This is a genomic window from Leifsonia lichenia, assembly GCF_054780215.1.
In genome coordinates this window covers 90,508-111,344 of record NZ_BAAGWT010000001.1, presented here as the reverse complement: position 1 = coordinate 111,344, position 20,837 = coordinate 90,508, and the positions used below count along the sequence as shown (strand labels likewise).

20 protein-coding genes and 1 tRNA gene are annotated in these 20,837 nt (G+C 68.6%); 14 read left to right on the top strand and 7 right to left on the bottom strand.

Translation table 11 applies throughout. The features are described from left to right. Positions 1-35: 35 nt before the first annotated feature. On the bottom strand, positions 36-728 hold the full coding sequence (locus tag ACYVGI_RS00560) for a response regulator transcription factor (RefSeq protein ID WP_460630740.1): 693 nt from the start codon (positions 726-728) through the stop codon (positions 36-38). An 84-nt stretch (positions 729-812) separates the two neighbouring features. Between ACYVGI_RS00560 and ACYVGI_RS00555 the strand changes: the two genes are divergently transcribed. From ACYVGI_RS00555 to ygfZ, 3 genes are all read left to right on the top strand, one after another. Then, positions 813-1,136 (top strand): hypothetical protein, encoded by a 324-nt coding sequence (locus ACYVGI_RS00555; protein ID WP_460630739.1) that lies wholly within the window; start codon positions 813-815, stop codon positions 1,134-1,136. A gap of 184 nt (positions 1,137-1,320) precedes the next feature. Continuing rightward, positions 1,321-1,917, top strand: coding sequence for a nitrobindin family protein (locus tag ACYVGI_RS00550; protein ID WP_460630738.1), 597 nt, complete (start codon positions 1,321-1,323; stop codon positions 1,915-1,917). Beyond that, the gene (ygfZ, locus tag ACYVGI_RS00545) at positions 1,917-3,029 is read left to right on the top strand and encodes a CAF17-like 4Fe-4S cluster assembly/insertion protein YgfZ (RefSeq protein WP_460630737.1); all 1,113 of its coding nucleotides are present in this window, start codon (positions 1,917-1,919) and stop codon (positions 3,027-3,029) included. The genes ACYVGI_RS00550 and ygfZ overlap by 1 nt, the downstream gene beginning before the upstream one ends. A 3-nt stretch (positions 3,030-3,032) precedes the next feature. On the opposite strand, the gene ACYVGI_RS00540 is transcribed toward ygfZ, so the two are convergent. Beyond that, on the bottom strand, positions 3,033-3,863 hold the full coding sequence (locus tag ACYVGI_RS00540) for a class I SAM-dependent methyltransferase (protein ID WP_460630736.1): 831 nt from the start codon (positions 3,861-3,863) through the stop codon (positions 3,033-3,035). A gap of 40 nt (positions 3,864-3,903) precedes the next feature. Between ACYVGI_RS00540 and ACYVGI_RS00535 the strand changes: the two genes are divergently transcribed. Then, the gene (locus ACYVGI_RS00535; RefSeq protein WP_460630735.1) at positions 3,904-4,653 is read left to right on the top strand and encodes a phosphoglyceromutase; all 750 of its coding nucleotides are present in this window, start codon (positions 3,904-3,906) and stop codon (positions 4,651-4,653) included. Positions 4,654-4,740: 87 nt separating this feature from the next. On the opposite strand, the gene phoU is transcribed toward ACYVGI_RS00535, so the two are convergent. After that, positions 4,741-5,397: a phosphate signaling complex protein PhoU gene (phoU, locus tag ACYVGI_RS00530; protein WP_460630734.1), complete on the bottom strand. Its 657-nt coding sequence runs from the start codon at positions 5,395-5,397 to the stop codon at positions 4,741-4,743. Between the two features lie 190 nt (positions 5,398-5,587). Between phoU and ACYVGI_RS00525 the strand changes: the two genes are divergently transcribed. Both ACYVGI_RS00525 and ACYVGI_RS00520 read left to right on the top strand, forming a co-directional pair. After that, a complete protein-coding gene (locus tag ACYVGI_RS00525; RefSeq protein ID WP_460630733.1) occupies positions 5,588-6,739 on the top strand; it encodes a sensor histidine kinase in 1,152 nt (383 codons plus the stop codon). Then, the gene (locus ACYVGI_RS00520; protein ID WP_460630732.1) at positions 6,736-7,419 is read left to right on the top strand and encodes a response regulator; all 684 of its coding nucleotides are present in this window, start codon (positions 6,736-6,738) and stop codon (positions 7,417-7,419) included. Before ACYVGI_RS00525 ends, ACYVGI_RS00520 begins: the two co-directional genes overlap by 4 nt. An 81-nt stretch (positions 7,420-7,500) precedes the next feature. On the opposite strand, the gene ACYVGI_RS00515 is transcribed toward ACYVGI_RS00520, so the two are convergent. Beyond that, positions 7,501-8,007: a hypothetical protein gene (locus tag ACYVGI_RS00515; RefSeq protein WP_460630731.1), complete on the bottom strand. Its 507-nt coding sequence runs from the start codon at positions 8,005-8,007 to the stop codon at positions 7,501-7,503. 165 nt (positions 8,008-8,172) lie between these two features. On the opposite strand from ACYVGI_RS00515, the gene ACYVGI_RS00510 reads away from it, so the two are divergent. The 4 genes from ACYVGI_RS00510 (at position 8,173) to rlmB (ending at position 12,373) form a co-directional block, all read left to right on the top strand. After that, on the top strand, positions 8,173-8,655 hold the full coding sequence (locus tag ACYVGI_RS00510; RefSeq protein ID WP_021763858.1) for a CarD family transcriptional regulator: 483 nt from the start codon (positions 8,173-8,175) through the stop codon (positions 8,653-8,655). Then, positions 8,656-9,819, top strand: coding sequence for a 2-C-methyl-D-erythritol 4-phosphate cytidylyltransferase (gene ispD, locus ACYVGI_RS00505; protein WP_460630730.1), 1,164 nt, complete (start codon positions 8,656-8,658; stop codon positions 9,817-9,819). Between the two features lie 65 nt (positions 9,820-9,884). Continuing rightward, a complete protein-coding gene (gene cysS / locus ACYVGI_RS00500) occupies positions 9,885-11,318 on the top strand; it encodes a cysteine--tRNA ligase (RefSeq protein ID WP_460630729.1) in 1,434 nt (477 codons plus the stop codon). Continuing rightward, entirely contained in the window at positions 11,315-12,373 is a 1,059-nt protein-coding gene (rlmB, locus tag ACYVGI_RS00495; protein ID WP_460630728.1) for a 23S rRNA (guanosine(2251)-2'-O)-methyltransferase RlmB, read from the top strand. Before cysS ends, rlmB begins: the two co-directional genes overlap by 4 nt. An 84-nt stretch (positions 12,374-12,457) precedes the next feature. Here rlmB and ACYVGI_RS00490 read toward each other — a convergent pair whose 3' ends face one another. Together ACYVGI_RS00490 and ACYVGI_RS00485 are read right to left on the bottom strand one after the other, a co-directional pair. Then, a complete protein-coding gene (locus tag ACYVGI_RS00490) occupies positions 12,458-13,765 on the bottom strand; it encodes a DUF4032 domain-containing protein (RefSeq protein WP_460630727.1) in 1,308 nt (435 codons plus the stop codon). A gap of 127 nt (positions 13,766-13,892) precedes the next feature. Continuing rightward, positions 13,893-14,987, bottom strand: a complete 1,095-nt coding sequence (locus ACYVGI_RS00485) for an ABC transporter ATP-binding protein (protein WP_055895106.1) — start codon at positions 14,985-14,987, stop codon at positions 13,893-13,895. Between the two features lie 282 nt (positions 14,988-15,269). On the opposite strand from ACYVGI_RS00485, the gene ACYVGI_RS00480 reads away from it, so the two are divergent. After that, positions 15,270-16,175 carry a DsbA family protein gene (locus tag ACYVGI_RS00480; protein ID WP_460630726.1) on the top strand — a complete coding sequence of 302 codons (906 nt, stop codon included), beginning with the start codon at positions 15,270-15,272 and terminating at the stop codon, positions 16,173-16,175. A 56-nt stretch (positions 16,176-16,231) separates the two neighbouring features. After that, positions 16,232-16,304, top strand: a tRNA-Thr gene (locus ACYVGI_RS00475). Between the two features lie 3 nt (positions 16,305-16,307). Here ACYVGI_RS00475 and nhaA read toward each other — a convergent pair. Next, positions 16,308-18,245: a Na+/H+ antiporter NhaA gene (gene nhaA / locus ACYVGI_RS00470; protein WP_460630725.1), complete on the bottom strand. Its 1,938-nt coding sequence runs from the start codon at positions 18,243-18,245 to the stop codon at positions 16,308-16,310. A gap of 219 nt (positions 18,246-18,464) precedes the next feature. Here nhaA and ACYVGI_RS00465 point away from each other — a divergent pair, with 219 nt between their 5' ends. Next, positions 18,465-19,331, top strand: coding sequence for a siderophore-interacting protein (locus ACYVGI_RS00465; RefSeq protein WP_460630724.1), 867 nt, complete (start codon positions 18,465-18,467; stop codon positions 19,329-19,331). 84 nt (positions 19,332-19,415) lie between these two features. After that, a complete protein-coding gene (locus ACYVGI_RS00460) occupies positions 19,416-20,693 on the top strand; it encodes an O-acetylhomoserine aminocarboxypropyltransferase/cysteine synthase family protein (RefSeq protein ID WP_460630723.1) in 1,278 nt (425 codons plus the stop codon). Positions 20,694-20,837: the final 144 nt, after the last annotated feature.

Genomic DNA, 20,837 nt, shown 5'->3' with positions numbered 1-20,837 from the left:
TGGATAAACGGACCCTGTGCAGGGAGCGGATGAGGTCAGGACCGGACCGACGACGGAAGCCGGTCGTTGTCCTCTTCGTACACGTTGAAGCGATAGCCGACGTTGCGCACCGTGCCGATCAGCGACTCCAGGTCGCCGAGCTTGGCGCGCAGCCTCCGCACGTGCACGTCCACCGTGCGCGTGCCGCCGAAGTAGTCGTAGCCCCAGACCTCGCTGAGCAACTGCTCTCGGGTGAACACGCGAGACGGATGGGTCGCGAAGAACCGCAGCAGCTCGAACTCCTTGAAGGTCAGGTCGAGCTGACGGCCGTGCGCCTTGGCGGAGTAGCTCGCCTCGTCGATGGTGACGCCGGACGCCTGGATCTTGGTCTGCGCGTGCTCCTGGGTCTGCCGGCCGATCGCCAGCCGGATGCGCGCATCCACCTCCGCCGGGCCCGCGGTCTCCAGCACGACGTCGTTGACGCCCCAATCCGCGCTGACCGCGGTGAGGCCGCCCTCTGTCAGGACCAGCAGCAGCGGCACGGTGATGCCGGTGGTGGTGAGGATCTTGCAGAGCGACTTGGCGCTGGCGAGGTCACGCCGCGCATCCACGAAGATCAGGTCGCAACTGGGCGCGTTGACGAGCGACGCCGGCTCAGCGGGGATCTGCCTGGTGCGATGGCTGAGGAGCGCGAGGGAGGGGAGCACCTCCGCGTCTGGCGCAGAGGTGAGTATCAACAACTGCGCCACTCAAGCCTCCTGAACGTGCTGTGCGGCAATGCTACCGGAAATGCGTGTGAACCCTTTCCCGGCGGTTCAGGGCACAATGGTGGGGTGAGCGACAGCAACAGGGGTCCGGCCGCAGCCTTCGACGGCGATGCGACGCTCTCTCCCGGCGTCCGCTACGGGAGCATCGGCGCCGTCTGGCTGCTCGCCCTCGTCTTCGCCGTGCTGATCGCCGCGATTTCGCCCGTCGACCGCTACGCCTCCTGGCTGTCTCTGGCGCTCGCCGCCTGCGTGCTGCTCGGGCTGATCGCCCAGCTCGCCACGCAGCAGAAGGAGGGCTTCGTGAACAGGCTCGCCGCCACCGTGACCGGGTCGTTCGTCATCCTGGGGATCTTCGGGGTCGTCCTCGGCATCGTCGCGGCCACGCAGTAGGCGGTCGCGCGCGCCCGGCCGTCGCGACAGCCCACGCACACTGACTAGACTGAGACCATGCTGGTTGCCCTCGAACTCTTCTTCGTCGGACTCCTCGGTCTGGCATCGCTCGCCATCGCCGGAGTCTCGGTCGTCGTCGTCTACAACCTGTTCCGGGGCCAGCGCTAAGCGCTTCGCGACTCCCATGATCGAGATCCCGACCGATCTGCCCGCCGAACTGGTTCCGCTCTCCTGGTTGATCGGAGTGTGGGAGGGCACCGGTGTGCTCGACTACGCGGTCGGAGACGACCACACCCAGCTCGAATTCGGCCAGCGCGTGAGCTTCAGCCACGACGGTCAGCCGTACCTCAACTACTCGTCCACCTCGTGGGTGCTCGACGAGGACAGCACGCCGCTCGCTGCGGAGACCGGATACTGGCGGCTCAGCCGCACGCTCGTCGAGGGCGACTCCGGGCCGGCGATGCTGCCCGGCCAGGGCGCACAGCCGTTCTCCACCGCCCAGTCGGTCGAGACGCTCCGCAACTCGCACGGCGGCTTCGACATCGACGTGTCGATCATCCACCCGGACGGCGTGAGCGAGCTCTACCTCGGTCAGGTCAACGGCCCGCGCATCGACCTGGCGACGGATGCGGTCGTCCGCACAGCGGGCGCCAAGGACTACACGGCGGCCACACGCCTCTACGGCCTCGTCGACGCCCACCTGCTGTGGGCGTGGGACATCGCCGCGCTCGGTCAGGAGCTGCGCACGCACGCATCCGCCCGCCTCGCGAAGGCGGAGTGATGTCCTCCTCGCCGTTCCTGTCGCTTCCCGGCGCCGTCGACACGTCGGAGTCCGGCGTCCCATCGCACTACGGCAACCCGCTCGTCGAGCAGCGCGCCCTCGCGGAGGGTCGCGCGATCGTCGACCTGTCCGATCGCGCCGTGCTGACGATCACCGGCCCGGACCGGCTGAGCTGGCTCAACTCGCTGACCAGCCAGAGCCTGCTCGGGCTCGCGCCGGGCGAATCGTCGGAGACCCTGCTGCTCGACGTCACCGGCAGGCTGGAGCACGCCGTCCGCCTGATCGAGGACGGCGAGACGCTCTGGCTTCTCGTCGACCGCGCAGAGGCAGACGGTCTTCTCGCCTGGCTCGACAGGATGCGCTTCATGCTCCGCGTCGAACTCGCCGACCGCACCGCCGACCTCGCGACCATCGGCACGCTGGGGGATCCAGCGCTGCCGATCGCCGCCCCGAACGGCGTCCCGCTGATCTGGCACGACCCGTGGCACGCCGTCACGCCTGGCGGCCACCAGTACGCGCATGGCGAGCATCCCGGGGCTTCCTGGACGTGGAGCGAGCGCCTGGTGCCCCGCGATGCGCTTCCCTCCATCGTCTCCCGGGTGTCGGCGGGCGAGTTCCCCGCCGCCGGCACTCTGGCGGCAGACGCGCTCCGCATCGCCGCCTGGCGTCCGCGGTTCTCCACCGAGGTGGACGAGAAGACCATTCCGCACGAGCTCGACTGGCTGCGCACCGCGGTGCATCTCACCAAGGGCTGCTATCGCGGTCAGGAGACGGTGGCGAAGGTGCACAACCTCGGTCACCCGCCTCGCCGGCTCGTGATGCTGCACCTCGACGGATCGGAGGGCGTGCATCCCGAGCGGGGTGCTGCCGTCTCGTTCGACGGCAAGGATGTGGGGGCGGTGACGTCGTCCGCGCTGCACTACGAGCTGGGGCCGATCGCGCTCGCCGTCGTGAAGCGGTCGACGCCCGCCGACGCGACCCTGGTGGTGGATGCGGACGGCACCGCCGTGGCGGCCGCGCAGGAGATCGTGGTCCCGCCCGAGGCAGGCGCCGAGGCCAATGTGCCTCGGCTGCCCCGGCTCGGAGCCGTCACGCGCCAGCCGCGTTCCTAGCCGCTACCAGGAGAAGCCGCGCGGCTCGACGGCCGCCCAGTCGATGGTGAGCTCGCCGAGCCGCCAGCGGGTGCGGCCGCCGCGCACCGGCCAGCCGGCGTCGCGCATCCCCTGTGCCACGGCGATCCAGCGCTGCGTCGGCCCGTACGCCGCCAGCGGCGAGTGGATGCGCCACAGCCGATCGAGGTCGAGCATGAGCCGGTGCACCGGCTCGCCTGGCACGTTGCGATGGATGAGGACCTTCGGCAGGCGCTCCGCCACGATCGACGGGGCGTCCAGTCCGGCGAGCCGCAGCGAGATGCTGAGGTGCTGCGGCCCGTCCGCGGTGACGTCGACCCACGCCGAGACACGGCCGATCTCGTCGCAGGTGCCGTCGATGACCACGCCGTGCGGCTGCAGCCGGGCGACCAGCCGCCGCCAGGCGGGCACGACCTCCGCCTCGTCGTACTGGCGCAGCACATTGGATGCGCGGATCACCGCGGCCAGCCTGCCGTCGGGAAGCGGAACCTCGAAGCCGCCGAGCGCGAAGCCGATCCGCGCATCCGGTGCGAAGGCCGTGCCTCCGGCCCGGACGGCCTCGAGCTGCGAACGCGCTGTGGCGACGCGGCCTGGCTCGATCTCGAGGCCGATGACCTCCACATCCCGTCGCGCCTTGGCCAGCCGCTGGTGCAGCTCCAACGCTGTGACGCCGCTCGCCCCGTAGCCGAGGTCGACCACCAGCGGGTCGGCGGTGCGGCGCAGGACGGGAAGCGTCGCGATCCAGCGGTCGACGCGGCGCAGCCTGTTCGTGTTGGTCGTGCCACGGGTGACCGTGCCGATCGCGCCGGATGCCATGCGTCCAGTCTGCCAAACGCGAGGCGATAGATTAGGAAGCATGTCCGCGCCTCACACTTTGATCCTCCTCCGCCACGGCAACAGCGAGTGGAACCAGAAGAACCTGTTCACCGGCTGGGTGGATGTCCGCCTCAGCGAGCAGGGCGTCGCAGAAGCCAAGCGAGCTGGAGCGCTGCTGTCCGAATCCGGTCTGCACCCCGACGTCCTCTACACCTCCGTGCTCACCCGCGCGATCCAGACCGCGAACCTCGCCCTCGAGGTCGCCGACAGGCTCTGGATCGACGTCAAGCGGTCGTGGCGCCTCAACGAGCGCCACTACGGTGCGCTGCAGGGCCTCGACAAGGCGGAGACGCTGGAGAAGTACGGTCCGGAGCAGTTCCAGCTCTGGCGTCGCTCGTTCGACGTGCCGCCGCCGCCGCTCGACGACGACAGCGAGTGGTCGCAGGCTCACGACCCGCGCTATGCGGGCCTCGGCGCCGACCTGCCGCGCACCGAATGCCTGAAGGACGTCATCGACAGGATGCTCCCGTACTGGGAGTCCGACATCACGAAGGATCTCGCCGCGGGCAAGACGGTGCTCGTGACCGCGCACGGCAACTCGCTGCGCGCCCTGGTCAAGCACCTCGACGGCATCTCGGACGACGACATCGCCGAGCTGAACATCCCGACCGGCATCCCGCTCGTGTACCAGCTCGACGACGACTTCCGTCCGATCGCCCCCGCCGCGTACCTCGACCCGGAGGCCGCCGCAGCAGGCGCCGCCGCCGTGGCCGCCCAGGGCAAGAAGTAAGCAATCGAGCCCAGGATTCTTCACCTTAAGACGCGGTCTTGAGGTGAAGAACCCTGGGCTCGATGGCGTTGGGGCCGGGGGAGTCGGCTAGGAGGCGAGCTCGGGGGCCCAGTCGCCGGTGCCGAGGTACTGGACCTTCTTGGCGATGGAGACGGCGTGGTCTGCGAAGCGCTCGTGGTAGCGCGAGGCGAGGGTCGCATCCACTGTGTCGACGGCCTGGCCCTTCCAGGTCTCGCCGAGCACCTTGTCGAAGACGCTGACGTGCAGCTCGTCGATCTGGTCGTCCTCGTTGCGGATCTCATCGGCCAGCGCGAGGTCCTGCGTGCGCAGCAGCTCGGCGAGCTTCTGCGCGATCAGCACGTCGAGCCTGCCCATCTCGGCGAAGGTCGAGCGCAGGCTCTTCGGAACGACCTTGTCCGGGAAGCGGTAGCGCGCAAGCTGCGCGATGTGCTCCGCCATGTCGCCCATCCGCTCCAGCGACGCGCTGATGCGCAGCGCGCTCACGACGATGCGGAGGTCGCGGGCGACCGGCTGCTGGCGGGCGAGGATCTGGATGGACAGCTCGTCGAGGAGCACGGTGAGCTCGTCGATCTTGTTGTCGTTGGCGATGACATCCTCTGCGAGGCTGACATCGGAGTTGTTGAACGCCTGCGTCGCATTCTGGATGGAGACGACGACGAGTTCCGCGATCTCGACGAGACGGTCCTGAACTTCCGCCAGCTCCTGCTGGAATACTTCGCGCATGGGGTGTGGTCCTTCCTGGCGTGCGCACGCACGCGGGATGCGAGGTCTTCTGACCTCGTGAGCATGTTCCCTTCGTCAGGTTAACGGTTGGTGCCGCCAGCCTGAACACTGTCTAAAGTACCCGCGAAAACACGCGGGTCGAGACGCATTGAGTGCATTGCCCGGTTTGCGCATCCCATACGCTTGCCTCATGGACTCCGCCTGGTTGGTGCTGCTGTCTCTGGCACTCGGCCTCGTGGTCGGCGCCGGATTCGTGTGGATCCTGCACATCGCCGCGAGACGGGGCGATCACGCCGTGCAGGTGGTGAGCCCGAGCGTTCCCGACGGTGTCGATCAGGTGCTGGATGCGCTGGAATCGGCCGGTGTCGTGCTCGACCCGTCGAACAACGTCATCAAGGCGTCCCCGGGCGCGCACGCGATCGGGCTGGTCTGGAACGGCGCCCTCGTGCACCCCCACCTGGTGGAGCTGGTCGACAGGGTGCGCCGCACCGGCGATCCGATCACCGAGGACTGCGAACTCGCTCGCGGCCCGTTCGGCGATGCGAACATCCACCTGAGCGTGCGCGTCGCCAGGCTCGGCGCACGCTACGTGCTGCTGCTCGCCGAGGACCGGACGGAGTCGTTCCGGCTGGAGACGGTGAGGCGCGACTTCGTCGCAAACATCAGCCACGAGCTCAAGACGCCGATCGGCGCCGTCGGCCTGCTGGCAGAGGCGCTGGACGGGGCGTCGGACGACCCGGATCAGGTGCGCCGCTTCGCCCACAGGCTCACCCAGGAGGCGCACCGGCTCGCCAGGATCACCCAGGACATCATCGAGCTGAGCAGGCTGCAGGCGACGGATGCGATCGGCAACGCCGAGCGGATCAGCGCGCGCTCCGTGGTCGGCGCCGCCGTGGATCAGAACAGGGTCGCCGCCGAGACCCGCGGCATCGAGCTCGCGGTGCGCGGGGACAAGGCGGCCGAAGTGATCGGCAACGAACCCCTCCTGGTGACGGCCGTGCACAACCTCATCTCCAACGCGATCCAGTACTCGCCGGACGACTCGCGCATCGGCGTCGGCGTGCGCGTGGTCGACGGCGTCGTCGAGATCGCGGTCACCGACCAGGGCGAGGGAATCCCGGAGGACGACCTCGACCGCGTGTTCGAACGCTTCTTCCGCGTCGACCAGGCCCGCTCCCGCAACACGGGAGGAACCGGCCTCGGCCTCGCGATCGTCAAGCACGCCGTGCAGAACCACGGTGGCGAGGTGCGCGTCTGGTCGCAGCCCGGTCGCGGCTCGACGTTCACCATCCGGCTGCCGGAAGCATCCACTGTTCGTCCCCCGATAGGAGAACCAACGTGACATCCATCCTGCTCGTCGAGGATGAAGCCGCTCTGAGCGAGCCGCTCGCCTACCTTCTGAAGCGCGAAGGCTACGACGTGACGGTCGCAGAGGACGGGCCGACAGCGCTCGCCGAGTTCGACAAGGGAGGGGCGGACCTCGTCCTCCTCGACCTGATGCTTCCCGGCATCCCGGGAACCGAGGTGTGCAGGGAGATCCGCACCCGCTCGTCGGTGCCGATCATCATGCTCACGGCGAAGGACTCCGAGGTCGATATCGTCGTGGGGCTCGAGCTCGGCGCGGACGACTACGTGACCAAGCCGTACTCCTCCCGTGAGCTGCTCGCGCGCATCCGGGCCGTGCTGCGGCGCAGGGTGGAGGCGGAGGAGGCGATCGACGACGCCATCCTCGAAGCCGGTTCCGTGCGGATGGATGTGGACAGGCACACCGTGCAGGTGAACGGCTCGGAGATCTCCATGCCGCTGAAGGAATTCGAGCTGCTGGAGCTGCTGCTGCGCAACGCGGGACGGGTGCTGACGCGTGGCCAGTTGATCGACCGGGTGTGGGGGAGCGACTACTTCGGGGACACCAAGACGCTGGATGTGCACATCAAGCGCATCCGGTCGCGGATCGAGGAGAGCCCGTCGGAACCGTCGATGCTGGTCACCGTGCGCGGGCTCGGCTACCGCTTCAACGCGTAGAAACGCAATCGACTCCGAACCTGTTCACACTTCGCTCTGCGCGTCGCGTGAAGAAGTTCGGAGTCGATTGTTCGTGTGGGGCTACTTGGCGGCCGGCAGGATGGTCGGCGGCACCAGGTCGCGGTACTCGGGCAGGGCGCCGTCGAGCACGGGAACCTTGAGGTTGACGCCGGTCTCGTCTCCGTACTGGAAGAAGACGTTGTAGAGCGAGCCCGGCTTGCCGTCGAAGTTGGCGAAGAAGACGTTGCTGCTGGAGCTGGACTGCGGGTGGCTGCCGAGCTGCTTGACCTGACCGGGCTTGACCGTGACCTGCGCGGTCGCCGCGCCCTGGTCGCCGCCCTGGATGGAGAGGTCGATGCTCTTGGAGTCGTTGTTGACGAGGGTGACGACCAGGTTGCCGACGGTGCCGTCTTTCGCGTCCGTGATGATGATGGCGTTGCGAACGTCGATCTCGCCGACGTTGCCGCTCACCCCGTCACTGGCGTCGTAGTGCTTCGTGGTGGCCTGCGGTGCGATGAAGCCGCAACCCGCCGTTCCGAACGCGACCGCCAGAGCAAGGGCGATGGACGCTGCGACACGAGCTTTCACTGAATGACCCTCCAGATCGTTCCGCTCGGCCTGCGAATGCGCCGTGTGAGAAAGCGGAATGCTGTTCGAGTTTAGCGTATGCGCACGGGCGCTCAGGCGCGCGAAGGCGAACCTTAGCATGTGCCTCATGTGGTATCCTAGTAGTTGCTGAAGGGACATCAATCTATGCTTTTCGAGGTTGGCGAAACCGTCGTTTACCCCCACCACGGTGCTGCGACTATCACCGAAGTCAAGAAGAGAATCATCAAGGGTGAAGAGAAGCTGTACCTCAAGCTCAATGTGACTCAGGGCGACCTCACGATCGAGGTGCCCGCTGAGAACGTCGACCTGGTCGGCGTCCGCGACGTCATCGGTAAAGAGGGCCTCGACCGCGTGTTCGAGGTGCTGCGCGCTCCGTTCACCGAGGAGCCCACCAACTGGTCCCGCCGCTACAAGGCGAACCTTGAGAAGCTCGCCTCCGGCGACGTCATCAAGGTTTCCGAGGTCGTCCGCGACCTGTGGCGCCGCGACCAGGACCGCGGCCTGTCCGCCGGTGAGAAGCGGATGCTCGCGAAGGCTCGTCAGATCCTGATCTCCGAGCTCGCGCTCGCCGAGAAGACCGACGACGAGAAGGCATCGAGCCTGCTCGACGAGGTCCTGGCCTCCTAAGTGTCGCCGCGCCTCGCGGTGGTGATCGTCGCCGCCGGCACTGGCACGCGTCTGGGTGCAGAGCTCCCGAAAGCCTTCGTGGCTCTCGGGGGCTCGACTCTTCTCGAGCGGTCGGTTCATGCCGTCGCGGGTATGCGAGAGCAGGCGCAGGTCGTCGTCGTCGCGCCCGAAGAACTCGTCTCCGAGGCTGCAGAGCTCGCCTCCGGTGCGTTCGGCGCGCCCGTGACCGTCGTGTCGGGTGGTGCAACGCGTCAGCAGTCCGTCGCATCCGGGATCGCAGCGCTCGACGACGCCGTCGCGGTGGTGCTCGTGCACGACGCCGCGCGCGCGCTCACACCGTCGTCGCTCTTCGACGCTGTCGCCGCAGCGGTGGATGCCCGTGGCCACGGTGTCGTGCCCGGCCTGCCGGTCAGCGACACGATCAAACGCGTCGGCGCGGACGGCGAGATCCACGAGACGGTCGATCGCTCTGTGCTCTCCGCCGTCCAGACGCCGCAGGGATTTCCCCGCGCCGACCTGGAGGCCGCATACGCCGCCGCCGAGTCGGACGAGACGGACGACGCAGGACTGGTTGCCGCATCCGGTCGTGCCGTCTCCGTCATTCCGGGGGATGCGCGGGCGTTCAAGATCACGACGCCCTGGGACCTCCGCCGCGCGGAGGAGCTTGTCTCCGGCGTCTCGCAGGCCGTGCCACGCGTCGGCTTCGGCACGGACACGCACGCCTTCGACCAGGACGCAGAACTCTGGCTTGCCGGACTGCACTGGCCGGGCGAGGCAGGGCTGGCAGGACACAGCGACGGGGATGCGGTCGCGCACGCGATCACGGACGCCCTGCTCGCCGCCGCAGGGCTCGGCGACATCGGCGGGGTGTTCGGCACGAGCGACCCGCGGTTCGTCGGCACGCACGGCGCGGTGTTCCTGACCGAGACCAGGCGGCTCGTCGAGCAGGCGGGATTCCGGATCGGGAACGTGTCGGTGCAGCTCGTCGGCAACCGGCCGAAGTTCGCCCCGCGGCGCGAGGAGGCGGAGGCCGTGCTCGGCGGCATCCTCGGCGCGCCGGTGTCCGTGTCGGCCACGACGACGGACGGCCTGGGCTTCACCGGGCGCGGTGATGGCATCGCTGCGTTCGCGACCGCCCTGGTTCTCCACAGCCCGCAGTTCTGACGAGTTGTCGACATGTTCGATCGCTCGCGCGGCAGCCGCGCGGCACGGCCCGTAGGCTGTATGCCGTGACTGTGCGACTCTACGACACGAAGGCCGGTGCCCTTCGCGACTTCATCCCCCTCCGCGACGGCGAAGTGGGGATCTACGTCTGCGGACCCACTGTGCAGTCGTCGCCGCACATCGGCCACCTGCGCTCCGCTCTCGTCTACGACCAGTTGCGACGCTGGCTGACCTACCGCGGCTACACCGTGACACTGGTGCGCAACGTCACCGACATCGACGACAAGATCCTCATCAACGCCGCTGCCGCCCGCGAGTCGGGGAGCGCGGAGGAGTGGTGGGCGCTCGCGTACCGGTTCGAGCTCGAATTCACCGCGGGGTATACGGCGCTGGGCGTGCAGGCGCCCACGTACGAGCCGCGGGCGACCGCGAGCATCCCGCAGATGCAGGAGATCATCGCCCGGCTGATCGAGCGCGGCCACGCGTACGCTGCGGCGGACGGCTCCGGCGACGTCTACTTCGACGTGAAGAGCTGGCCTGCATACGGGGAGCTCACCCGGCAGAGCATCGACAACATGGAGGCGGCGGCAGACGCCGACCCCCGCGACAAACGCGATCCGCGAGACTTCGCGCTGTGGAAGGGGCGCAAGGCCGATGAGCCGGAGTCCGCTGCCTTCCCGTCTCCCTGGGGAGACGGCCGCCCCGGCTGGCACATCGAGTGCTCCGCCATGTCGCGTCGCTACCTCGGGCCGCAGTTCGACATCCACGGCGGAGGTCTCGACCTGCGCTTCCCGCACCACGAGAACGAGATCGCCCAGTCCACGGCGGCGGGGGATGCGTTCGCCAACTACTGGGTGCACAACGGCCTGGTGAACGTGAACGGCCAGAAGATGAGCAAGTCGCTCGGCAACTCGGTCTACGCGGCCGACCTGCTGGGAGCCGCGCGCCCTCTGGTGGTCCGGTACTACCTCGGGGCTGCTCACTACCGGTCCACCATCGATTTCCACGACGGATCGCTGGAAGAGGCGGAGGCGGCGCTCGAGCGCATCTCCGGCTTCTTCGAGCGCGTCGACCGGCGCCTCGCGGGAACGCGGTTCGCCGGCAGCGGCGTCGAGACCGTCCCCGACGCCTTCGCTGAGGCGATGGACGACGATCTCGCCGTCCCTCAGGCCATCGCCGTGCTGCACGACACGGTGCGTTCAGGAAACGCGGCGCTGGATGCGGAAGACTTGGAAGCCGCCGCCGCCGCACGCGGGCACGCGCTCGCGATGGCGGAGGTGCTGGGCATCAATCCGTTGTCCCCGCACTGGAACACGGCAGGGTCGTCTGCGGCGGACGCCGCGCTCGCTCAGTTGGTCGAGCGGTTGCTCGCCGACAGGCAGGCGGCCAGGCAGGCGAAAGACTTTGCGGCAGCAGACCGCATCCGCGACGAACTGACGAGCGCGGGAATCACCATCGAAGACACCCAGACGGGGTCGCATTGGAGCATCGAATCATGAAGAACTCGGGTGGAAAGCCCCGCGCCGGGGCTGTGAGGAAGAGCCGCAAGGGTCCCCAGGTGGGCTCTGGCGGCCAGGGTCGTCAGGCTCTCGAAGGCAAGAAGCCGACGCCGAAGGCGGAGGACCGGCCGTACCACCCCGCCGGAAAGGCGAAGGCGGCGCGCGAGCGCTACGTCGCCGCCGGCGGTCGCGGCAAGCCGGGCGAGAGCCGCGGGCAGGGCTCGGGCCAGGGCCGCGGGCGCGGGGACACAGCTCCCCGCGGTGCGTCCGGCGCTGCTCGCCGTGCCAAGTCCGGAGACGAGAGCGAGATCGTCACCGGCCGCAACTCGGTCGTCGAAGCGCTGCGCGCGCACATCCCGGCCAGCACCCTCTACATCGCGGCACGCGTCGAGATGGACGAGCGGGTGAAGGAGATCCTGTCGATCGCCACCGGCCGCGGACTCCCGATCCTCGAGGTCATGCGTCCGGAGCTCGATCGGCTGGCCGGTCGCGACTCCGTGCACCAGGGTGTCGCCCTCAAGGTCCCGCCGTACGAGTACGCGCACCCGTCCGACCTGCTCGACCTCACCATCCGCAAGGGGCAGACGCCGCTTTTCGTCGCTCTCGACGGCATCACCGATCCGCGCAACCTCGGGGCGATCATCCGCTCGACCGCGGCGTTCGGCGGGCAGGGCGTCATCGTCCCGCAGCGTCGATCGGTCGGCATGACCGCATCCGCGTGGAAGACATCCGCCGGCGCCGCGGCGCGCACGCCCGTCGCGATGGCGGCCAACCTCACCCAGACGCTCAAGGCGTTCAAGGAGGCCGGCGTCTTCGTGCTCGGGCTCGACGGCGGCGGCGACGTGTCCCTGCCCGGCCTGTCGTTCGCCGACCGGCCCGTGGTGATCGTCGTCGGCAGCGAGGGCAAGGGCCTGTCGCGTCTCGTCACCGAGACCTGTGATGCGATCGTGTCCATCCCGATCACGGCGACCACCGAGTCGCTGAACGCGGGCATCGCCACCAGCGTCACCCTCTACGAGATCGCGAAGCTGCGCGCCGAGGCCGGCACGAAGTAGCCCGCGAACGGGCGAGATGCCAGGAACGGCGCCGAATTCAACCGGAATCGGCGCCGTTACTGGCATCTCGTGCGTGGAGCGGGGTCAGACCTTGCTGCGCCAGTCGTCCGCGTCGTCGTCGGTGTCGCCGGTGCCCGTCTCCGAGGCAAGGATCGGGATGCTGATCGTCTCGGTGGGTGGGGCGATCACTGTGGCCTCGTCGCGGCGGTGGCGGAGGATGTCGTTGATGTACGACGTCAGCGCCTCGGCGAGCGGCACATCCCGGCCCTCGGCCTGAGACATGAACCAGCGGTGCTCCAAGAGCTGGTGGAAGACCTCCGCGGGTTCCAGCTTGCCCTTGAGGTCGGCGGGGATCGCGCGCACGACAGGCTCGAAGACGCGCATCAGCCACTCGTGCGCCATCGCCTCCTCGTCGAGGCCCTGCTTGCCGAGGGTCGCCGAGTACGAATCCAGGTCGTTCAGAAGGCGGCGGGCCTGGTTCTCGCCGGTGTCGAGGCCGGTGAGGCGCAGCAGCCTGCGCTGGTGGTGGCCCGCATCCACCACCTTCGGCTGGATGCGCACGGTGGTTCCCTGGTCGGAGGTCTTGATCGCGAGCTCCTCGATGTCGAAACCGAGATCGTTGAGGCGGTCGACCCGCTGGTTGATGCGCCACCGCTCCGACGACTTGAACGACTCGCTGCCGGTGAGCTCCTTCCAGAGCGACCGGTACGCGGCGACGATGCCGTTGGAGACCTTGATCGGGTCGAGCTCCTCGTCGACGCGGCCGCCGGCTTCGAGATCCATCAGTTCACCGGCGATGTTGACGCGGGCGATCTCCAGGTCGTTCTCGCGCTGGCCGTTGGAGAGGCCGCCGTCGTAGAGCTGGCCGGTCTCCGCATCCACCAGATAGGCGGCGAACGCACCGGCGTCGCGGCGGAACAGCGTGTTTGACAGCGACACGTCGCCCCAGAAGAAGCCGACGATGTGCAGGCGCACGAGCAGCACGGCCAGCGCATCCACCAGCCTGGTCGCGGTGTCGGGGCGCAGGGTCTGCGAGAACAGCGCACGGTAGGGGAGCGAGAACTTGAGGTGACGGGTGACCAGCACGGCCTTCAGCGGATCGCCTTCGTCGTCCGTGCGGTTCTTGATCACCGCGACGGGGTCGACGCACGGGATGTCCACGCGCTGCAGCGTGCGCAGCATCTCGTACTCGCGCGTGGCCATCTCCGCCGTCGTCTCCTTGATGGCGATGACGTAACCGGACAGGTTCGCGAAGCGGACGAGGTGGCGCGAGATGCCCTTCGGAAGGACGGCGATGTGCTCGCTCGTCCACTCATCGAGTGGAAGGTTCCAGGGGAGGTCGAGGAGGGCGGGATCGACGGTCGCCGCGGTGATGTTGAGGGAGCCTGCCATGATGAAAACCTATCGGATGCGGGTGGAAGCGCTGGAGGCGGGGAACGAGCAGCGGGGGAGAAGAGCGGGAAAAAGACAGTGCCGCAGTCCGTGAAGGACTGCGGCACTGTCAGGTTGCGTTGCGACCTCAGTCGACGACCGCACCGCCGAGGCGCTCGCCGCTCTCCGCGTGGAAGGCGTGGACGTGGCCGGGCTTCGGGGTGATGTAGACGGTGTCGCCCGCGTTGGGGTGCATACGACCGTCGACACGACCGACGATGTCGGTGCGCTTGCCGTCGATCTCCGAGTGACCGTAGAGGTAGCCGTCTGCGCCGAGCTCCTCGACCAGGTCGACCGTGACCTTGAGGCCGGTGTTCTCGGCGGTGGAGACCACGACGTCCTCGGGGCGGACACCGATGGTGACGGCCGAACCGGCGTTCGCGAGAACCTCGCGCTCGATCGGGACGACCGAGGTGCCGAACTTGACACCGCCGTCGGTGACGTCGGCCGAGAACAGGTTCATGGCCGGGCTTCCGATGAAGCCGGCGACGAACACGTTGTTCGGCTGGGCGTAAAGGTCGCGCGGGGTGCCGACCTGCTGCAGGACGCCGTCCTTGAGGACCGCGATGCGGTCACCCATGGTCAGCGCCTCGGTCTGGTCGTGCGTGACGTAGACCGTGGTGACGCCGAGGCGGCGGGTGAGCGACGCGATCTGCGTGCGGGTCTGGACGCGGAGCTTGGCGTCGAGGTTCGACAGCGGCTCGTCCATGAGGAACACCTGAGGGCTGCGGACGATCGCGCGGCCCATCGCGACGCGCTGACGCTGACCACCGGAGAGCGCCTTCGGCTTGCGGCCGAGGTAGGGCTCCAGGTCGAGCAGCTTGGCGGCCTCGAGCACACGGGATGCGCGCTCGTCCTTGTTGACGCCGGCGATCTTGAGCGCGAAGCCCATGTTCTCCGCGACGGTCATGTGTGGGTAGAGAGCGTAGTTCTGGAACACCATCGCGATGTCGCGGTCCTTCGGCGGAACGTCGGTGACGTTGCGCTCGCCGATGAAGATGTTGCCGTCGTTGACCTCTTCGAGGCCGGCGAGCATTCGCAGCGAGGTGGACTTGCCGCAGCCGGAGGGGCCGACCAGAACGAGGAACTCGCCATCGGCGATCTCGAGGTCGAGTGCATCCACTGCAGGGCGGTTGGAACCCGGGTACAGACGGGTTGCCTTGTCATAGGTGACTGACGCCATTTCTTTCTTACTCCTTCACCGGCAGGTACGTGCCGGACGATCCGTTGTGAATGGGTAGGTGGAACTGTCATCCTGAGGCGACGGTGCCACGACCCCATAGTATGACATCGGCGACGGCGTCGTGACCACACGCGAACCTCCGGGTTCCGCGCGCGTTCAGCAGGCGTCTGGGCGATTCCCAGACTGCCGAATTACGATCGTCCGGTTGCGTGCAGCGCACGCGAAGCCGAACACTGCACCCGAAGCGCAGTACCCCCTAGCGATCCCTTGAAAGTGACATCCATGACCGACGGTCCCGACGACAGCCGCCCTGCCAACGAGCGGCGCGAGGCAGCCAGGGAGAAGGCCCGCCAGTTGCGCACGACGCAGCAGCGGAAGGATCGCAGGAACAAGACGCTCCTGACCGGCGGAATCGTGATCGGCGTGCTCGCGGTCGTCACGGTCGTGGCGCTCATCATCGTGAGTGCGATCCGGCCCACCGTCCCCGGCCCGAAGAACATGGCGAGCGACGGCGTGCTCATCGGCTCCGGCCTCAAGGTGACGCCCACTCCGGCTCTCGCGGCCGACGCCAAGCCGATCCCATCCACCCCTGACCCGAGCGGCAGCGTGGTCGACATCCGCGTGTATGCGGACTACCTCTGCTCGCTCTGCGGCGACTTCCAGCGCACCAACCTCAAGCAGCTCGAACCGCTCGTCAAGAACGGCGCTGTGACGATGGAAGTGCACCCGGTCGCCATCTACACCAGCCATTCGGCGGGCACGAAGTACTCGCTGCGAGCGGCCAACGCCGCCGCGTGCGTGGCGAACTACTCCCCGAACGCGTTCTGGAAGTTCAACGCGACGATGTTCATGAGCCAGCCCAAGGAGGGCGGCCCCGGCCTGACGGACGCGCAGATCAAGAAGCGCGTGAGCGACGCCGGCGCCGGCAAGACGAGCGAGATCTCGTCCTGCATCGACGACGGCCGCTTCAAGACCTGGGCGACGACAGCGAGCGACCGCGCGCTGAGCGGCCCCATCCCGAACTCGACGGTCAAGAAGATGACGAACGCACTGCTGGTGCTCGTCAACGGCAAGCAGTACACGGGCTCGCTCACCAGCGCCGCCGACTTCAAGGCGTTCGTGCTGCAGGCCCAGGGCGACCAGTACTCGTCGACCGCGACGCCGACGCCGAGCCCCAGCGCAGGCTGACGAACCAGACGTGCACGATCCCTTAGGATGGTGCCGACGACGGGCGACCGTCGACTGCCGGCCTGGCGCAATTGGTAGCGCACCGCTCTTGTAAAGCGGGGGTTACGGGTTCGAGTCCCGTGGCCGGCTCTCTCAGTGGGGTTTCGGAATGGGTGCCGTCGTGCCCGGCGCCGTCGCTTCTGACGCCGTCGCTCCTGGTGCCGTCGCCGCTCCTGGTGCCGTCGCTTCCAGGGCGCGGATCAGCGACTGGGCGTCGTACGGGCCGACGTGGCGGCGGCCGTTGACGAAGAACGTCGGCACCGCGGTGATGTCCATCGCCTCCGCATCCAGCATGTCGTCGCGCACGCGGGCGGCGACCTCGGCGGAGTTGAGGTCGGACTCGAAGCGTTCAACGTCGAGGCCGAGGTCTGCTGCGCGTTTCATGATGTCGGAGGGGAGCTGGTGCTCCTGGTCGGCGAACAGGCTGCGCTCGAAGTCGAAGAAACGGCCCTGGAGGGAGGCGGCCTCGGACGCCTCCGCCGCGGCCTGCGCGTTCGGGTGGTAGCGGGTGAGCGGAGCGTGACGCCAGACGTAGCGGAGCTGGTCGCCGATCTCCCGCCGCACCTCCTCGACCGAGCCGGTGGCCTTCAAGCAGAAGCCGCACTGGAAGTCGCCGTACTCCACCAGCGTGTACGGAGCATCCGCCCTGCCGTAGATGTGGTCCCTGCGCGGGTCGACGGGCCGCGCGAGGACGCGGCCGCTCTCCTTGCCGGGGTGGCGAGCATCCGAGACCCGGAAGATGAGCGTGGAGAGCAGGAAGGCGACGACGGATGCGGTCAGCACGGCCACGCGGGCCTCGTTCTGCACGCCGGGGTCGTCGATCGCCAGGTCGATGATGAACAGCGAGATCGTGAACCCGATGCCGCACAGCGCCGCCCCTCCGGCGACCCGATCGAGCGAGAGACCGGCGCCGAAGTCGCCGATCCGGAAGGCGCGCAGGAGCGCGCTCGACCCGAAGACGCCGATGAACTTGCCGCCGACCAGGCCGATCAGGATGCCCCAGCTCACCGGTGAGGTGACGGCGGCGGCAAGGATCTCCCCGCTGAGCTGCACACCGGCGTTCGCGAGGGCGAACAAGGGCAGGATCACGTAGGCGACATAGGGCGCGTACGCGGACTGCAGTCGCTCGTTGATCGAGATCGACTCGCGGAGGCTGTTCGCCGCCGCCCTGGCGTACTCGGTGTTCGGCGACTGCCGGAACGTCCTTGCGAGGTCGAGGGCGTGCTCCACATCCCGGCGGTTCGGGCGGTACACAGGCACGAGCAGGGCGATCGCGACACCGGCGAGGGTGGGGTGCACGCCCGACGCCAGGAACGAGAACCAGACGACGATGGCGAGCGCCGCATACACCGGCCCTCGTCCGCCGCGCAGGTAGCGCGTGAAGAAGACGCCGACGAGGCAGACCGCCGCGACGATCAGCGGCAGCGGGTTGAAGTTCTCGGTGTAGACGAGGGCGATGATGCTGAGCGCCCCGATGTCGTCGACGACCGCGAGGGCGAGCAGGAAGACGCGGAGCCTGCCGGGCGCGTGCGGGCCGACCAGCGCGAGTGCACCGACCAGGAATGCGGTGTCGGTGGAGATGACGACGCCCCAGGCGTGCTCCTGACCGGACCCTGCGCTGATCAGCACGAACAGGAGCGCGGGCATCACGAGCCCCGCCACAGCGGCCACGACAGGGATCACGGCCCGCGACCAGCTCGTCAGCTCGCCGATCGCGAACTCGCGCCGCACCTCCAACCCGACCGTGAAGAAGAAGATCGCCATGAGCGCGTCGTTGACGAGCGCGTGCAGTGTGAAGTCCAGATGGATGTCCTGCACGCCGACCGTGAAGTGCGTCTCCCACAGCGCGTCGTACGAACTGGACGACACGTTCACCCAGACGATCGCGACGACCGTCGCCAGGAGCAGCAGAAGGGCGCCGATCCGGTTCTGGCCCAGAGCGCGGATGCGGTCGGCGATGGTGGGGCGGCGGGCACCTGACTCGGGAAGGTCGGGGTCGGGCGACCGCTCGATGACGGTCAAGCTGGTCATGGAGACATTCTGGACCGCGCAGCGCGCCCTGTGGGATTTTCGAGGGAATCGGTCTCCGTCGAGCGCTGCGCTGCGTGGCCTGAAACGAGGCGAAGGTCGGCTGCGTTAGGTTGGCCTCATCAACAGTTCGCCCCCCGTCGACTGGAGTCTCAGGAGATGCCCTTCGCTCGTCAGCGCCTTCGGCACGAGTTCGCCGTCCGCCACGTCACCGTCCGCCGTGTGAGCAGAATCGTCCCGTCCATCGTCCGCGTGACGTTCGGCGGGAAGGATCTCGACGGCTTCACGAGCGCAGGACCGGCGGACCACGTCAAGGTGTTCTTCCCCGATCAGCAGTCCGGGATGCTCGTGGTGCCCTCTGTCACGCCGGAGGGCATCCGTCCGCCGGAGAGCGGCACGCCGATCGCCCGCGACTACACGCCGCTCGCCTTCCGCCCCGCGGTGGACGGAAACCCGGCAGAGCTCGACATCGACTTCGTGCTGCACGGCGACGAAGGGCCAGCGTCCGCCTGGGCGGCCCGCGCCACACCAGGCGACGTCGTCGCCATCGGAGGGCCGCGCGGATCGCAGCTCGCCCCCGAAGGCATCGGGTGGTTGATCCTGGTCGCCGACGAGACCGCGCTGCCTGCCGCGACCAAGTGGCTGGACGCTGTCGACCCGTCCGTGCCGGTCACGGCGCTGTTCGACGTGGCCGACGACAGCGTGCCCGCCTACCTGCCCGCCGCCGTCGCCGGCCGAGTGGATGCGCGGTGGCTGAGCCGGGCGACCGAGGCCGGCGGGCAGAGCGAGGCGGGCGGGCAGAGCGAGGCGGGCGGTGAGAGCGAGGCGGGCGGTGAGAGCGAGGCGGGCGGGCTGAGCGAGGCGGGCGGCGCATCCCGTGTCGAAGCTGCACTGCGCGCGCTGGGACCGATCGGCGGCGACACGTTCGTGTTCCTCGCCGGAGAAGCGGGCGCGCTCATCCCGTTGCGGCACTACCTGCGGCGCGAGCTGGGGCTTCCGGCGGAGCAGGTCGTGGCGAGCGGGTACTGGAAGCGCGGGGTCGTCGCCCTCGACCACCACGCGCCGGTGGACCCGAGCGACCCGGACTGAGCCGCGGGCGCCCGAGCTTGCTCCGTACGACCGAATGTTGCGCGAGGCTACGCGCATCCCCTCGGCGGTTCGTACAGTTGCTCCATGGCTGACTTCGAGACCAGGCAGATCCACGCCGGCGCCATCGTGGATGCGCAGACCAGCGCGCGCGTGACGCCGATCTACCAGACCGCCGGGTACGTCTTCTCGGACTTCGACGACGGCGAGGAGCGCTTCGCCGGGCGCAGCGCGATGCGGGCGTACTCCCGCAACGAGAACCCGACGAACGCGGTCGCCGGACGCAGGCTCGCCGACCTGGAGGGCGGCGTCGACGGCATCGTCGTCGCCAGCGGGCAGGCCGCCATCGCGGCCGCGCTGTTCTCGCTCGCGCGCGCAGGCGACCACATCCTGGCCACCTCGTCGCTGTACGAGGGGACGCGGGAGATGTTCCGCGGAGCGCTCAAGCGGCAGGGGCTCGACGTGGAGTACGTGCCCGACGACGCCGACGAGGCGGAGTGGGCGGCGCGGGTCACCGATCGCACGCGCGCGATCTACACCGAGACCATCCCGAACCCGCTCAACCAGGTGGTGGATCTGCAGCGGCTCGCCGGGATCGCGCACGGCGCGGGAGTTCCACTCGTGGTGGACAGCACGGTCGCGACGCCCTATCTCTGTCGCCCCATCCAGTGGGGAGCCGACATCGTGGTGCACTCCACCTCGAAGTGGCTGGCAGGGCACGGAGCCGTGATCGGCGGAGCGGTGATCGACGCCGGCACGTTCGACTGGGCGGCCAACGCCGAACGCTTCCCGCACCTCGTGGATGCGCCGAGGCCGGGCGTCCCGTCGTTCGTGGAGCGCTTCGGTGCTGCGGCGTACCTCGGCTATCTGCGCACGGTGACGGTGCTGGAGTACGGGCCGACGGTGCCGCCGACGAGCACGTTCCTTCTGCTGCACGGCGTCGAGACCCTGTCGCTGCGGATGGACAGGCACGTGCAGAACGCGCAGGCCATCGCGGAATGGCTGGAGGAACGGCCCGAGTTGGCGGCCGTGCACTACCCTGGCCTCGCATCCAGCCCGTTTCACGAGCGGGCGCAGAAGTACCTGCCGCTCGGGCCGGGGTCGATCGTCAGCATCGACCTCGCGGGCGGACGGCCGGCGGCGCGTCGGTTCATCGATGCTCTGGAGCTGGTCAGCCCCATGACGCACATCGGCGACGTCCGCACGCTCGCGATCCACCTGGGCAGCACGATCCACGCCAAGCTCACCGAGCAGGAGCGGGCCGACGCGGGCATCACGCCGGGGCTCGTGCGGTTGTCGATCGGGCTGGAGAGCGTGCGCGACGTGATCGAAGACCTCGAGCGCGGGCTGGTGGCTGCGGGCTAGCGAAGGAGGTTTCGGGCGACACGCCGCGATTTTCTCCGTTCGGACGGAGAAATGGGGGCGGTCGGGCGATTTCTCCTGCGGAGCGGAGCGGAGCGGAGCGGAGCGGTTGGGGGGAGCGGAGCGGTTGGGGGGAGCGGAGCGGTT

Excerpts from the sequence above, each read along its gene's own strand:
- ACYVGI_RS00550 (WP_460630738.1), top strand. The coding sequence starts at position 1,321 with ATGATCGAGATCCCGACCGATCTGCCCGCCGAACTGGTTCCGCTCTCC.
- nhaA (WP_460630725.1), bottom strand. The coding sequence starts at position 18,245 with ATGACCAGCTTGACCGTCATCGAGCGGTCGCCCGACCCCGACCTTCCC.
- ACYVGI_RS00485 (WP_055895106.1), bottom strand. The coding sequence starts at position 14,987 with ATGGCGTCAGTCACCTATGACAAGGCAACCCGTCTGTACCCGGGTTCC.
- phoU (WP_460630734.1), bottom strand. The coding sequence starts at position 5,397 with ATGCGCGAAGTATTCCAGCAGGAGCTGGCGGAAGTTCAGGACCGTCTC.
- ACYVGI_RS00460 (WP_460630723.1), top strand. The coding sequence starts at position 19,416 with ATGGCTGACTTCGAGACCAGGCAGATCCACGCCGGCGCCATCGTGGAT.
- ACYVGI_RS00535 (WP_460630735.1), top strand. The coding sequence starts at position 3,904 with ATGTCCGCGCCTCACACTTTGATCCTCCTCCGCCACGGCAACAGCGAG.
- ACYVGI_RS00480 (WP_460630726.1), top strand. The coding sequence starts at position 15,270 with ATGACCGACGGTCCCGACGACAGCCGCCCTGCCAACGAGCGGCGCGAG.
- ACYVGI_RS00540 (WP_460630736.1), bottom strand. The coding sequence starts at position 3,863 with ATGGCATCCGGCGCGATCGGCACGGTCACCCGTGGCACGACCAACACG.
- ygfZ (WP_460630737.1), top strand. The coding sequence starts at position 1,917 with ATGTCCTCCTCGCCGTTCCTGTCGCTTCCCGGCGCCGTCGACACGTCG.
- ACYVGI_RS00525 (WP_460630733.1), top strand. The coding sequence starts at position 5,588 with ATGGACTCCGCCTGGTTGGTGCTGCTGTCTCTGGCACTCGGCCTCGTG.
- ACYVGI_RS00510 (WP_021763858.1), top strand. The coding sequence starts at position 8,173 with ATGCTTTTCGAGGTTGGCGAAACCGTCGTTTACCCCCACCACGGTGCT.
- ACYVGI_RS00490 (WP_460630727.1), bottom strand. The coding sequence starts at position 13,765 with ATGGCAGGCTCCCTCAACATCACCGCGGCGACCGTCGATCCCGCCCTC.
- rlmB (WP_460630728.1), top strand. The coding sequence starts at position 11,315 with ATGAAGAACTCGGGTGGAAAGCCCCGCGCCGGGGCTGTGAGGAAGAGC.